Here is a 13,235-nt window from a genome sequence, read left to right as displayed (position 1 = left end):
ACTATCTTCCCGAAGTTTGGGAAGTCCAGATCCTGGGAAAATCCCGGTAACGTCTTATGGGAGGAGCCCTGATGTCCAAAACGCGGGGCCGCACGCTGGCGGAAAAGGTGTGGGACGCACATGTGGTGCGCCGGGGCGAGGGAGCCGAGCCCGACCTGCTCTACATCGACCTGCACCTGGTGCACGAAGTCACCAGCCCGCAGGCCTTCGACGGCCTCCGGCTGGCCGGTCGCCCGGTGCGCAGGCCGGACCTGACCATCGCCACCGAGGACCACAACGTGCCGACGGTCGACATCGAACTGCCGATCGCCGACCCCGTGTCGCGGACCCAGGTCGACACGCTTCGCCGGAACTGCAAGGAGTTCGGCGTCCGGCTGCACCCGATGGGCGACGCCGAGCAGGGCATCGTGCACGTGATCGGCCCGCAGCTCGGGCTGACCCAGCCGGGCACCACGGTGGTCTGCGGCGACAGCCACACCTCCACCCACGGCGCGTTCGGCGCGATGGCCTTCGGCATCGGCACCTCCGAGGTGGAGCACGTGCTGGCCACCCAGACGCTGCCGCTGCGTCCATTCAAGACGATGGCGATCAACGTCGATGGCCAGCTCCGCCCCGGCGTGACCGCCAAGGACATCATCCTCGCGGTGATCGCCAAGATCGGCACCGGCGGCGGGCAGGGCTACGTGCTCGAGTACCGCGGCAGCGCGATCGAGGCGCTGTCCATGGAAGCCCGCATGACCGTCTGCAACATGTCGATCGAGGCGGGCGCCCGCGCCGGGATGATCGCACCGGACCAGGTCACCTTCGACTACCTCGAAGGCCGTCCGCACGCACCGACCGGCGCGGACTGGGACGCCGCGGTGGCCAACTGGCGCGAGCTGCGGACCGACGACGACGCGGAGTTCGACGCCGAGGTGCACCTCGACGCCGACTCGCTCACCCCGTTCGTGACCTGGGGCACCAACCCCGGCCAGGGCCTGCCGCTGGGCGAGTCGGTGCCCGACCCCGAGCGGATCGCCGACGAGAACGAGCGGTTCGCCGCCGAGAAGGCCCTGTCCTATATGGACCTCAAGCCGGGCACCCCGCTGCGTGAGATCCAGGTGGACACCGTCTTCCTCGGCTCGTGCACGAACGGCCGGATCGAGGACCTGCGGGCCGCCGCGGCGGTGCTGGCCGGGCACAAGGTGGCCGAGAACGTGCGGATGCTGGTGGTGCCGGGCTCGATGCGGGTGCGCCAGGCCGCCGAAGCCGAGGGGCTGAACAAGATCTTCACCGACGCCGGGGCCGAATGGCGGCAGGCGGGCTGTTCGATGTGCCTGGGGATGAACCCGGACCAGCTCAAGCCGGGGGAGCGCAGCGCGTCGACCTCCAACCGGAACTTCGAGGGCAGGCAGGGCAAGGGGGGCCGGACGCACCTGGTCTCGCCGCTGGTGGCCGCCGCGACCGCGGTCCGCGGCACGCTCTCCTCGCCGGAAGACCTGGCCCCCGCAACGGCCGGTACCGCCCAGTAGCCTTCTCTCGCCCCCCAGGAGCACCCATGGACCCCTTCACCACCCACACCGGCGTCGGCGTGCCGCTGCGCCGGTCCAACGTGGACACTGACCAGATCATCCCGGCCGTCTACCTCAAGCGCGTGACCCGCACCGGGTTCGAGGACGGGCTGTTCGCCGCCTGGCGCTCGGACAGCGAGTTCGTGCTGAACCAGGAGCCCTTCCGGGCGGGCAGCGTGCTGGTCGCCGGGCCGGACTTCGGCACCGGCTCCTCCCGGGAGCACGCGGTCTGGGCGCTGATGAACTACGGCTTCCGCGTGGTCATCTCGTCCCGGTTCGCCGACATCTTCCGGGGGAACTCCGGCAAGCAGGGCCTGCTGGCCGCCCAGTGCGAGCAGTCGGACGTCGAGCTGCTCTGGAAGCTGCTCGAGAACGACCCCGGCACGGAGGTCTCGGTGGACCTCCAGGCGAAGACCGTACGGGCCAAGGACTTCACCGCGCCCTTCGCGATCGACGACTACACCCGCTGGCGGCTGCTCGAGGGGCTGGATGACATCGCTCTCACCCTGCGACACGCCGATGAGATCGATTCGTTCGAATCCGGCCGGCCCTCCTGGAAGCCGGTGACCACCCCACTGGGCGGCTGAGCTGCAGGGATTCCCTGCTCAACAAGGGAATCCAGGCCCCGCCGGAGGGCGGTACACCCGTGCCAGACGGCCCGCTGGAGCCCCGCTGAGGGTCCCTCTAGAGGCGGAACCACCGCCGATACAAGGGAAAAATTCCGCGTGCCGTTTGGAATTTGTGCTGCATTGGTAATACCGTGTGCGCAAGTCGGCCGAAGGAGGCCGTGTACGGATAGTTCTTCTTGGAGGACCGGAATGGCCAACAAGGCCCAGCTGATCGAGGCGCTGTCGGAGCGCCTGGGCGACAAAAAGGTTGCATCGGAAGCGGTCGACGGTCTCGTCGACATCATCATCCGGACGGTCAACAAGGGCGAGAAGGTGAACATCACCGGCTTCGGGGTGTTCGAGAAGCGCGCCCGCGCCGCCCGGACCGCCCGGAACCCGCGTACCGGTGAGACGGTCCGCGTCAAGAAGACCAACGTGCCCGCCTTCCGCGCCGGCACGACCTTCAAGGACGTGGTGAGCGGCGCGAAGAAGCTGCCGAAGGTCACCGCCGCCAAGCGCGCCACCGCGGGTACCCGTGCCGCGAGCACCACCACTCGCGCCACCACCACCCGGGCGACGGCCAGCCGTCCGAGCACCACCCGCAGCACCACGACTCGCACGCGCGCCACCACGACGCGCAGCACCGCCGCGAGCCGTACCGCTGCCAAGGCGGCGCCGAAGACCGCCGCCAAGGCCACCACGGCCAAGGCGACCACGGCGAAGAAGACCACCGCCAAGGCGGCCCCGAAGGCAGCGGCGAAGACCACCGCCGCCAAGGCCACCACCAAGGCCGCGCCCAAGGCGACCGCCGCGAAGAAGACCACCGCGGCCAAGCGCACCACCGCCGCGAAGAAGAAGTAGTTCGCGGTTCGCCTGCGGTACCTCGGCAGGGCCCCGTGCTGGAGTTTCCGGCACGGGGCCCTGCCGCGTCCGCACCCCCCCCGGGCAGGGTCACGAAGGTGGCTGACGTCCCCGGAAGCCACCTCCGTGACACCGGCCGCGGTCCCCGGCGGCCCCGCTCCGCGCGCTGATGAGAGTGCGCCCGCTCCCTCCCCCTCGCTAGAGTCGTAACCCGCGGCGCGCGACCGCGGACTGAGGAGGTAGCGGTCATCGACATCCGGCTGCTGGGCTCGTTCGAAGCCGCGATCGGGGGTGCGCCGGTAACGCTGACCAGTGCGCGCCAGCGCGCGCTGCTCGCCGGGCTCGCGTTGGCCGCGGGGCGCCCGGTTTCGATCGACTCGCTGGCCCGGTTCGTCTGGGGCGAAAGCCTGCCCGCCCGGGTGCGCGGCAGCCTGCACACCTACGTCATGCGCCTGCGCCGCCTGATCGGCGAGGAAACCGTGGCCACCGCACCGGACGGCTACCGGCTCGTCGTCGCGCCCGATCGGGTGGACGCGCTGCGCTTCCTCCGGCTGCTCGACGAGGCGATGGAGCAACCGGATCCGGTTGCCGAACGGCAATCGCTCACCGCCGCGCTGGCGTTGTGGCGCGGCACCCCGCTGGAGGGCGTCGGATCCCCGGCGCTGGCCGAGGATTGGGCGCCGCTGCTGACCGAGCGGTACCTGCTCGCGGTGGAGCGGCGCATCGATCTCGACGCCGCTTCCGGTGCGGGCACCGATCTCGCCGCGGAACTCACCGAGCTGATCGCGCGTTACCCGCTGCGGGAGTCGTTGTGGGAACGGCTGGTGGCCGAACTGGCGCGCACCGGCCGCCGCGCCGAAGCGCTGGCCAGGTACGCGAAACTCCGGGAGCTGCTGGCCGAGGAGCTCGGCGTGGAACCGGGCGCGAGCCTGCGCCGCCTGCACCTCGAACTGCTCTCCGCCGAAGCCCCGCCCGCGCCGGACACCCGCGAAGTGGTGCCGCGGCAGCTGCCGTTCGACGTGACCCGGTTCACCGGCCGCGACAGCGAACTGGCCGAGCTCGGGGAGTTCCTGGCCGGGCAGCACGAACGCTCCACCGCGATCGCGGTGATCGAAGGCGCCGCCGGGGTGGGCAAGACCTCGCTCGCGGTGCACTGGGCCCACCGCGTCCGCGACCGCTTCCCCGACGGGCAGCTGTTCCTCGATCTGCGCGGGCATTCGGCGGACACCCCGGTCACCCCGGACGCGGCGCTCGGCCGGTTCCTGCGCGCGGTCGGTGTGGCGGCCGAGGCCGTTCCTTCCACAGTGGAGGAACGCTCGGCGATGCTGCGCAGCAGGCTGGCCGGGGCGCGGATGCTGTTGCTGCTGGACAACGCGCACGACGCGGACCAGGTCCGGCCGCTGCTGCCCGGTTCCGGGAACCTCGTGGTGGTCACCAGCCGCAGCCAGTTGCGCGGCCTGGTAGCCCGTGAGGGCGCGCACCGGCTCGCGCTGGGGTCCTTGGACCACCGGGGCGCCACGGCGCTCCTGGCGGGCAGTGTGGGCCATTCCCGGCTGGCCGCCGAACCCGACGCGGTGGCCGAACTGGCCGATCTGTGCGGTCGCCTCCCGCTCGCGCTGGCGCTGGCGGGCGAACGGGCTTCGCGCTTCGGCGGCATGTCCATCGCCGGCATCGTCGAGGAACTCCGCGACCAGCGCTCACGCCTGGACACCCTGCGGGACCCGCACGACGCCGGCACCGATCTGCGTGCCGCGTTCTCGTGGTCCTACAAGGCGCTGCGCCCGGACGCGGCGAAGCTGTTCCGGTTGCTCGGGCTGCACCCCGGCGTGGACATCAGCCTGTCCGCCGCCGCGGTGTTGTGCGGCAGGCCGGTCCGCGAAACCCGGGACCTGCTCGACCAGCTCGCCGCCGCGCACCTGCTCAACCAGCCGCGCGCGGACCGCTACCAGTTCCACGACCTGCTCCGCGTCTACGCCACCGAACGACTGGAGGAGGCGGAAAGCGCGGCGGAACAGGAACACTGTTTCCGGCGGCTGCTCGACTGGTACCTGTGCACCGCGGCCGAGGCCAACAGCCAGGTGCGGCCGGACCTGCTCACCGAGGACGTGGTGCTGCCGGAGGTCGACGGGCCGGCGGTGAGCTTCACCGACCGCGCCGCCGCGACCGCCTGGTACCTCGGCGAACGGTCCACCTTGGTCGCACTGGTGGCCGCCGCGGCCCGGCGCGGCTGGCCGACCCGCGCCTGGCAGCTCAGCTGGCTGCTGCGCGGGTTCAACGCCGAACGCCACGACATCGACGAGTGGATCGAGATGGCGCGCCACGCGGTGGAGGTGGCCGAAGCCAAGGCGGACCGGCTCGGCCTGCAGTACGCGGCGAACAACCTGGGCACGGCGCTGCTGCGGGCTTCCCGCACCGACGAGGCGCTCGCCGCGCTGGAGCAAGGACTGGCCGCCGCGCCGGAGGGCGGCAACGCGCTGAGCGTGGCGATCCTGAGCAACCTCGCCGGCGCCTACTACCTCCGCGAGGAGTACGAGGAGTCCTACCGCTACAGCTCCGCCGGGGTCGAGGCCGCGCGCCGGTCCGGGGACCAGACCTACGTCGCGCACGCGGAACTGAACCTGAGCGCCAGCTGCATCGGGCTGGGCAAGTTCGACGACGCCGCCGAACACGCCAAGAACGCGGAGGACGCCTTCCACGCGGTCGGCGACCAGTACCACTCGGCGCTGGCGAAGGGGAACTTCGCCGAAGCGCTGGGGTGTGCCGGGCGGTACGAGGACGCGATGGAGAACGCGTTGCGCGCACTGGGCTCGCTACGGGAGATGGGTGCCGACTACGGCAGCATCGACGTGCTGATCACGCTCGGCCGGATCCAGCACGCGATGGGCGAAGCCGAAGGGGCCGACGGGTACTGGCAGGAAGCGCTCGGCACCTGCCTGCGGCTCAACGATCCGCGCGTCGCCGAAGTGCGGACGCTGCTGGCGGGTCTGGACACCGCGGCGGAACGAGACGTGCCGCACTCGTGATGTGGGCGCAGACCGGTACACCGGAGCGGGATGCGCCGCACCCCTAGACCGTCGCATCCCGCCCGGCAACGGGCGCGAACGCAGTACACCAGGGCGGGCTGTCAGGTCGCTGTCACTCGCCTTTCGCGCTGTTCAACGGCGACGGCGAGGGCAGCTGGCTGGCGAAGTAGGTGGCCGCGGCCAGCCGCGGGCCGTCGTTCCCGTCGTTCCCGGCGGCCGGGCGGAAGCTGAGCAACCACAACGAACCCTTCTTCGCCGGGGCCGGTCGCCGCTGCTGCTCGGCCTCGGTGACGTGGCTGCGCAGTTCCAGCTGTACCCCGTCGCGCTCGGCCAGCTGGGTCACCAGATCCGGGATCACCCCGCCCTGGCTGCAGATCAACGGGGTGCCGCCGTCACCGGCGATGGCCAGGAACCGCGCCAGGCCGAGCACCGGATCCGCCCAGTAGCCCTCCTCGGAGAGCAGGTGCTCCTGCCGCACCTCGGCACCGAGGTCCTCGGCCACCTTCGCCACCGTCTGCACGCACCGCAGGCGCGGCGCGGAGAGCACGCGGTCCGGGCCGAACACCGTCGACACCGCGCGCACGCCTTCGGCCTGCCGCAGCCCGGCGTTGGACAGCGGGCGGAGATCGTCGTCCCCGGTCCACTCGTCCCGCTTGCCCGCCTTGGCGTGGCGCACCAACAGCACCGTGCTCAGCTCCGCGGGCAGCGCGCAGAACTCGCGCAGCGTCTCCACATCGCCGTGACGGCTCAGGATCGGCTCGGCCTCGGCCGGGCGCAGCCAGCGCAGCTCGTCGACTTCCTCGTTCGGCTCGAAGGCACCGCCCGCGACCCGCGCGCTGAAGTAGTCGACCGTCTTGCCGACCGTGCCGCCGCGCCCGCCTGGCGCGGGCACGCGGTAGGCGACCTGCTTGAGGAAGCGGCCGAGCACCACGTGGAACCCGGTCTCCTCGTGCAGTTCGCGCACCGCCGCGGCGACCGTGGTCTCGCCGGGGTCGAGCTTGCCCTTGGGCAGCGACCAGTCGTCGTAGCGCGGCCGGTGCACGACCGCGACCTCCGGCCCGTCCGCGCCGTGCCGCCACAACACCGCGCCGGCGGCGCGGACCTTCGTCTCTTCGTCGTTCAACCGTTCGCCCTGTGCTTCGAGATCAGCTCCACCTGATGGTCCCGCACCTCGGTGTTGTCCGCCGGGGACGGGGCCCATTCGCCGGTGGCGGTGAGCACCCAGCAGCGCGTGGCCGGGTCGAGCGCGGACTCGAAGATCTCGTCCAGCTGCCGGGTCAGCTTGGGTTCCTTGACCCGCACCAGCGCCTCGATCCGGCGGTCGAGGTTGCGGTGCATCATGTCCGCGCTGCCGATCCAGTAGCTGTCCCCGCCGCGGAAGTGCAGGATCCGCGAGTGCTCCAGGAACCGGCCGAGGATCGAGCGGACCCGGATGTTCTCGCTCAGCCCCTCCACCCCCGGCTTCAGCGAGCAGATCCCGCGCACCACCACGTCGACCTCGACGCCGGCCTGCGACGCCTGGTACAGCGCGTCGATCACCTGCTCGTCGACCAGCGAGTTGCACTTGATCCGCACCCCGGCCGGCCGTCCGGCGCGCGCGTGCTCGATCTCCTCGGCGATGTCGCGCAGGATGCCGCGCCGGATGCCGTTGGGCGCGGTGAGGATGTTGCGGAAGGTGTCCTGGCGCGAGTAGCCGGTGAGCACGTTGAACAGGTCGGTCAGGTCCGCGCCGATGCTCGGGTCGGCGGTGAGCAGGCCGAGGTCCTCGTACAGCCGCGCGGTCTTCGGGTTGTAGTTGCCGGTGCCGATGTGGCAGTAGCGGCGGATGGTCGAGCCCTCCTGCCGCACCACCAGCGCGGTCTTGCAGTGCGTCTTGAGCCCCATCAGCCCGTAGACCACGTGCACGCCGGCCCGCTCCAGCGTGCGGGCCCAGGTGATGTTGGCCTGCTCGTCGAAGCGCGCCTTGATCTCCACCAATGCCACCACCTGCTTGCCCGCCTCGGCCGCGTCCACGAGCGCGTCCACGATCGGCGAGTCACCGGAGGTGCGGTACAGCGTCTGCTTGATCGCCAGCACCTTGGGATCGGCGGCGGCCTGCTCGACGAAGCGCTGCACGCTGGTGGAGAACGAGTCGTACGGGTGGTGCACCAGCACGTCGCCCTCGCGCAGGGTGGCGAACACGCTCTTCGGCGTCTCGCGCTCGCCGAAGGCCGGGTGCGTGGCGGGCACGAAGGTCGGGTACTTGAGCTCCTTGCGGTCCACCCCGGACAGCTGGTGCAGGCAGGTCAGGTCGAGCAGGCCGGGCACCTCGACCACGTCGCGCGGATCCACCTCCAGCTCGCGCAGCAGCAGTTCGAGCATGTGCTCGCTCATGTCCTGCGCCACCTCGAGCCGGACCGGCGGGCCGAACCGGCGCTGCGCCAGTTCGCGTTCGAGCGCCTGCAACAGGTCCTCGTCGCGGTCCTCCTCGACCTCGAAGTCGGCGTTGCGGGTGATCCGGAAAACGTGGTGCTCGGTCACCTCCATCCCGGTGAACAGCTCACCGAGGTGCGCCGAGATCAGTTCCTCCAGCGGCAGGAAGGTGGCCTCGCGCTGCTCGCGCTGGGCCTCCACCCGGATCAGCCGGGGCACGTTGCTCGGCACCTTGACCCTGGCGAAGCGCTCGGTGCCGCCCTCCGGATCGCGCACGGTCACCGCGAGGTTGAGCGAAAGGCCCGAAATGTACGGGAACGGGTGGGCCGGGTCCACCGCGAGCGGGGTGAGCACCGGGAAGATCTGGTCGGTGAAGTAGTTCGACAGCCGCAGCTGGTCCGGTCCGTCCAAATCGGACCAGCTGACGATCCGGATGCCCTCGGCGGCCAGTTCGGGGCGCAGTTCCTCCTCGAACGCGCCGGTGTGCCGCTCGACCAGGTCCTGGTTGCGCTTGGCGATGTAGGCCAGCTGCTCGCGCGGGGTGAGCCCGTCCGCGCTGCGCACCGACAGGCCGGTCTCGTCGCGGCGCTTCAGCCCGGCCACCCGCACCATGTAGAACTCGTCCAAATTGGACGCGAAGATGGCGAGGAACTTGGTCCGCTCGAGCAGCGGCTGGGAGTCGTCCTCGGCCAGCGCGAGCACGCGCGCGTTGAAGTCCTGCCACGACAGCTCGCGGTTGAAGTAGCGGTCGTCCGGGAGCGCGTCGGTCAGCGGGGCCACCGCGGTCACCGCCGGTGGCGCCGAGGGCACCCCGTGTTTTTCCTGTGCCGCGGGTGCCGGGTCGGCGCCGGGACGGGCCCGGCGGAGGTCCGGTGGGGCAGGCGGGGGGTTCAGCGGCTCGCTCACAACCTGCATTCTTCCGTACTCGGCGGCTTGCTGCGCATACCGCGATCTACGACACGGTGAATTCCGCCGGTGGCAGCCACTTAGCTCAGGCAGCACGCCTCGCCGAGCAGGGTCGAGGTGCGCTCGCCGAGCCCGAGTCTCCTGGTGTGGGCGAGGTCGGCGGCGGTGTCCACGTCGCTGCGCAGCGAGGGGGTGGCCACGTCCAGCGGCACCGCGCCCGAGGCGGTGTGCGCCAGCGCGGAGCCGGTGCCGAAGTGCGGGTCCAGCGGTTCGCCCGGCGCCGCGACCAGCAGCGTCGTGCCGGTGCCCTGGCGATCGGCGACGAAGGCGCGCCGGTCGGCCGCGGCACCCAGTGCCATCGCCAGCTCGTCCGGCCGGAGCGCGGGGAGGTCGGCCTGCAGCGCGGCGACCACCCCGCCGGGATCGGCCCGGCGCAGGATCGCCTCACCCCGGCGCAGCGCCTCGTTGAGCCCGCGCGCGCCCGCGTCGCCGACGATCTCCACGCCGAGGCGGTGCAGCCCGGTCAGCGCGGCCGGTTCGGCGGCGACCACCAGCACCCGGCGGACGCCGTTCGCCGCGGTCGCCGCGGCCAGCGTGTCGGCGGCGAGGGAGAGCACCAGCTCGGTGTGCGTCTCCTGGTCGTGGATGTCGTCCAGCGCGCCCCGCAGCCGGGACTTGCCCAGGCTGGGCGGTTTCATCGGGACGATCAGGTCCACCTCGCGAGCCACGCCCTCCTTTCTACCCCTGACTGCCCCGACCCGCCCTACCTCTGTGACGCGGTGGGAGGCAGGATCAGCGGGGATACCGGAACGAGGAGGAGTTTTGGCCGATCGGGAAAAGGGCGGTTTCTGGGTGGGGACCGCCGCGGCGCTGTTCTACCCGCTGACCCTGCTCGGCAGGCGGGACTACCGGCACACCGAGCGCATCCCCCGCACCGGGGGCGCCCTGCTGGTGCTCAACCACATCTCCCACTTCGACCCGGTGGTCGACGCCGTGCTGGTGCACCGCAACCGGCGCGTGCCGCGGTTCATGGCGAAGGAGAGCCTGACCCGCACGCCGGTGCTCGGCAAGATCCTGGTCGGCTCGGGCGGCATCCCGGTCTACCGCGGTTCCTCCAGCGCCGGTGACAGCCTGCGCGCGGCGCACCAGGCGCTGCGCGACGGCAAGGTGGTGGTGATCTACCCCGAGGGCACGATCACCAAGGACCCGGCGGTCTGGCCGAAGCGGTCCTACACCGGGGCGGCGCGGCTGGCGATGGAGAACGACGTGCCGGTGATCCCGATCGCGCGCTGGGGCACGCACGAGATCCTCAACGGCTACACCAAGAAGTTCCGGCCGTTCCCGCGCAAGCGGGTGATCCACTCGGTGGGGGAGCCGCTCGACCTGTCCGCCTACCGCGGCCGCCCGCTCGGCGCGAAGGTGCTGCGCGAGGTCACCGACGTGATGATGGACGCGGTGACCGGACTGCTGGCCGAGGTGCGCGGGGAGCAGCCGCCCGCCACCCGCCCCGACGAGGACTGAGGCCGGTATGGACATCCAGCGGGTCACCGTGCTCGGTGCCGGTTCGTGGGGCACCACCTTCGCCAAGGTGCTCGGTGACGCCGGGCGCGACGTGACGATGTGGGCGCGCCGCCCCGAGGTCGCGGCCGAGATCACCGAGGCGGGCACCAACGACGGCTACCTGCCGGGGGTCGCGCTGCCCGCGCGGGTCACCGCCACCGCCGACCCGGCCGCCGCCCTCGACGGGGCCCACGCGGTGGTGCTGGCCGTGCCGAGCCAGAGCCTGCGGGCGAACCTGACCGCGTGGCGCGGCCTGCTGCCCGCCGACGCGGTGCTGGTCAGCCTGGCCAAGGGCGTCGAGCTGGGCACGCTGAAGCGGATGAGCGAGGTGATCACCGAGATCGCCGGCGTGCCGGACGGTCAGGTGGTGGTGGTCTCCGGGCCGAACCTGGCCAAGGAGATCGCGCAGGAGCAGCCGGCCGGCGCGGTGGTCGCGTGCGCCGACCACGAGCGCGCGATCGCCGTGCAGCGGGCCTGCTCGACCGGGTACTTCCGGCCGTACACGAACACCGACGTGGTGGGCTGCGAGCTGGGCGGCGCGTGCAAGAACGTGATCGCACTGAGCTGCGGCATGGCCTCCGGGCTCGGCCTCGGCGCCAACACCTCGGCGACGTTGATCACCCGGGGACTGGCCGAAATGGCGCGGCTCGGCACGAAGATGGGCGCCGACCCGCTGACCTTCGCCGGCCTGGCCGGGGTGGGGGACCTGGTCGCCACCTGCTCCTCGCCGCTGTCCCGGAACCGGACCTTCGGGGAACGGCTGGGCCGGGGCGAGTCGGTCGCGCAGGCGCAGGAAGCCGTCGGCGGTCAGGTGGCCGAGGGGGTGAAGTCGTGCACGTCGATCCGGGAGCTCGCGTCGAGCCTCGGGGTCGACATGCCGATCACCGACGCCATGCACCGGGTGTGCCACGGCGGTGAGGACCCCCGCCGGCTGGGCGCCGAGCTGCTGGGCCGGACCCGCAAGCACGAGTGGTCCTGACCGGCGCCCACTGGGTGGGACGCGGTTGACCGGGGCGGGACGGCCTGCTTCGCTGCGTGGTGTGCTGATGCGTGAGACCACCGTGCGAGCGAGCCGTTCCGGCCAGCCCCGTGTCTTCGCGCTGTGTTCGTGTTGTTGCCGCTGACGTCGCTTCCAGCCGCCACGACACCCACAAAGGACAAAACAGCCATGTTCGCCGTTCCGGACAACACCGTCGCCCTGGCCGAGAACACCGTTCAGCAGCGCCACCCCGTGCGCGTCGCGCTCGAGTACGCCCACGACCGCGACCGCTGGCGCCACCTGCTGCGCTACGACCCCGACCAGCGGTTCTCCGCGCTCATCGCCCGTGACGAGGAGCAGGAGATCTGGCTGATGAGCTGGCTGCCCGGCCAGCAGACCGACCTGCACGACCACGTCGAGTCCACCGGGGCGTTCACCGTGGTCACCGGCGCGCTGACCGAGACGGTCAGCCGGACCGCCGCCGACGGCCGGGTGGTCACCGAGGTGCACCCGCTGGTCGCGGGCCAGTCGCGGGTGTTCGCCCCCGGTTACGTCCACCACGTGCGCAACCCCGGCGCCGATCCCGCGATCAGCGTGCACGTCTACCGCTCCGGCGGCCGGGCGATGCGCAGCTACCGCGGCAGCTTCGTCGACGGGCCCACCCGCGCCGACACGTGAGCGGGCACCGGGACCGAGCACTCCGGGTCGGTCTCGGGCGGGCCGAACGAGGTCCGGACCGGCAGCACGCCCGCCCAGGCGGCGTCGGCCTCCACATCGGACGGTTCGTCGACCACGCCGACGTCGCGCACCTTCACCGACGCCTCCGCCAGGTCGAGCGCGAGCACCGAAACCGCGGCGAACTCCTTGGCGTTGACGTCCCGTGCGTGCTCCCACGAACCGGGCGCGAGGTGGTCGGTGAGCACGTGCAGGCCGTGCCACTTCTCGTCGCCGGAGAGCTGGCGCGCCCGCCCGTGCACCACGGCGCTGCGGTAGTTCATCGAGTGGTCGTTGATCGAACGCGCGTACACGACGGCGTCGACCAGCGTCACCGTCACGCAGACGTCGACCTCGGGCGCGGCCGCCCGCATGCTCGGTGAACCGGTGGATCCGTGCAGGTAGAGCGTGTCCCCGTCGCGGCCGTAGCCGGTCGGCAGCACCAGCGGCGAGCCGTTCAGCACCAGCCCGAGGTGGCAGACCAGGCCCTCGTCGAGCACCGCGTACAGGTCGGCGCGGTCACTGCGGCCGCGATCCTTCTTGCGGGTGATGGTGCTGCGCGGGGTGGGTGACAATGGGGTCATACCGCCAGCCTGTCCCAGGCAAGTGGCATCATTGAATG

At 71.6% G+C, this 13,235-nt stretch carries 11 protein-coding genes; 7 read left to right on the top strand and 4 right to left on the bottom strand.

Annotated elements, in window-relative coordinates:
- Positions 1-71: 71 nt before the first annotated feature.
- The 4 genes from leuC (at position 72) to JYK18_RS01695 (ending at position 6,042) form a co-directional block, all read left to right on the top strand.
- Positions 72-1,511 (top strand): 3-isopropylmalate dehydratase large subunit, encoded by a 1,440-nt coding sequence (gene leuC, locus JYK18_RS01710; protein ID WP_206799738.1) that lies wholly within the window; start codon positions 72-74, stop codon positions 1,509-1,511.
- 26 nt (positions 1,512-1,537) lie between these two features.
- The gene (gene leuD / locus JYK18_RS01705; protein WP_206799731.1) at positions 1,538-2,137 is read left to right on the top strand and encodes a 3-isopropylmalate dehydratase small subunit; all 600 of its coding nucleotides are present in this window, start codon (positions 1,538-1,540) and stop codon (positions 2,135-2,137) included.
- A gap of 231 nt (positions 2,138-2,368) precedes the next feature.
- Positions 2,369-3,019, top strand: coding sequence for an HU family DNA-binding protein (locus tag JYK18_RS01700; protein WP_206799730.1), 651 nt, complete (start codon positions 2,369-2,371; stop codon positions 3,017-3,019).
- A 347-nt stretch (positions 3,020-3,366) separates the two neighbouring features.
- Entirely contained in the window at positions 3,367-6,042 is a 2,676-nt protein-coding gene (locus JYK18_RS01695) for a BTAD domain-containing putative transcriptional regulator (protein ID WP_242578904.1), read from the top strand.
- Between the two features lie 112 nt (positions 6,043-6,154).
- On the opposite strand, the gene JYK18_RS01690 is transcribed toward JYK18_RS01695, so the two are convergent.
- The 3 genes from JYK18_RS01690 to cofC form a co-directional block, all read right to left on the bottom strand.
- Positions 6,155-7,165, bottom strand: coding sequence for an NUDIX hydrolase (locus JYK18_RS01690; RefSeq protein ID WP_242578903.1), 1,011 nt, complete (start codon positions 7,163-7,165; stop codon positions 6,155-6,157).
- A complete protein-coding gene (locus JYK18_RS01685; protein WP_206799728.1) occupies positions 7,162-9,369 on the bottom strand; it encodes an RNA degradosome polyphosphate kinase in 2,208 nt (735 codons plus the stop codon). Before JYK18_RS01685 ends, JYK18_RS01690 begins: the two co-directional genes overlap by 4 nt.
- 71 nt (positions 9,370-9,440) lie before the next feature.
- Complete coding sequence (gene cofC / locus JYK18_RS01680) at positions 9,441-10,058, bottom strand: 2-phospho-L-lactate guanylyltransferase (RefSeq protein WP_206803977.1); 618 nt, start codon at positions 10,056-10,058, stop codon at positions 9,441-9,443.
- A gap of 124 nt (positions 10,059-10,182) precedes the next feature.
- Here cofC and JYK18_RS01675 point away from each other — a divergent pair, with 124 nt between their 5' ends.
- From JYK18_RS01675 to JYK18_RS01665, 3 genes are all read left to right on the top strand, one after another.
- The gene (locus JYK18_RS01675; protein WP_206799727.1) at positions 10,183-10,881 is read left to right on the top strand and encodes a 1-acyl-sn-glycerol-3-phosphate acyltransferase; all 699 of its coding nucleotides are present in this window, start codon (positions 10,183-10,185) and stop codon (positions 10,879-10,881) included.
- 7 nt (positions 10,882-10,888) lie between these two features.
- A complete protein-coding gene (locus tag JYK18_RS01670; protein WP_206799726.1) occupies positions 10,889-11,899 on the top strand; it encodes an NAD(P)H-dependent glycerol-3-phosphate dehydrogenase in 1,011 nt (336 codons plus the stop codon).
- 189 nt (positions 11,900-12,088) lie between these two features.
- Positions 12,089-12,577, top strand: coding sequence for a cysteine dioxygenase family protein (locus tag JYK18_RS01665; RefSeq protein ID WP_206799725.1), 489 nt, complete (start codon positions 12,089-12,091; stop codon positions 12,575-12,577).
- Here JYK18_RS01665 and JYK18_RS01660 read toward each other — a convergent pair.
- Positions 12,532-13,197 (bottom strand): pyridoxamine 5'-phosphate oxidase family protein, encoded by a 666-nt coding sequence (locus JYK18_RS01660; RefSeq protein WP_206799723.1) that lies wholly within the window; start codon positions 13,195-13,197, stop codon positions 12,532-12,534. The two genes, JYK18_RS01665 and JYK18_RS01660, sit on opposite strands and share 46 nt — an antisense overlap.
- Positions 13,198-13,235 lie beyond the last annotated feature (38 nt).

The sequence above is a fragment of the Amycolatopsis sp. 195334CR genome (assembly GCF_017309385.1).
In the GTDB taxonomy this organism is placed as follows: Bacteria; Actinomycetota; Actinomycetes; order Mycobacteriales; family Pseudonocardiaceae; genus Amycolatopsis.
This window is presented reverse-complemented; position numbering and strand designations above follow the sequence as displayed.

Coding starts and splice junctions, on each gene's coding strand:
- leuC (WP_206799738.1), top strand. CDS start 72: ATGTCCAAAACGCGGGGCCGCACGCTGGCGGAAAAGGTGTGGGACGCA.
- leuD (WP_206799731.1), top strand. CDS start 1,538: ATGGACCCCTTCACCACCCACACCGGCGTCGGCGTGCCGCTGCGCCGG.
- JYK18_RS01700 (WP_206799730.1), top strand. CDS start 2,369: ATGGCCAACAAGGCCCAGCTGATCGAGGCGCTGTCGGAGCGCCTGGGC.
- JYK18_RS01685 (WP_206799728.1), bottom strand. CDS start 9,369: ATGCAGGTTGTGAGCGAGCCGCTGAACCCCCCGCCTGCCCCACCGGAC.
- cofC (WP_206803977.1), bottom strand. CDS start 10,058: ATGAAACCGCCCAGCCTGGGCAAGTCCCGGCTGCGGGGCGCGCTGGAC.
- JYK18_RS01670 (WP_206799726.1), top strand. CDS start 10,889: ATGGACATCCAGCGGGTCACCGTGCTCGGTGCCGGTTCGTGGGGCACC.
- JYK18_RS01665 (WP_206799725.1), top strand. CDS start 12,089: ATGTTCGCCGTTCCGGACAACACCGTCGCCCTGGCCGAGAACACCGTT.
- JYK18_RS01660 (WP_206799723.1), bottom strand. CDS start 13,197: ATGACCCCATTGTCACCCACCCCGCGCAGCACCATCACCCGCAAGAAG.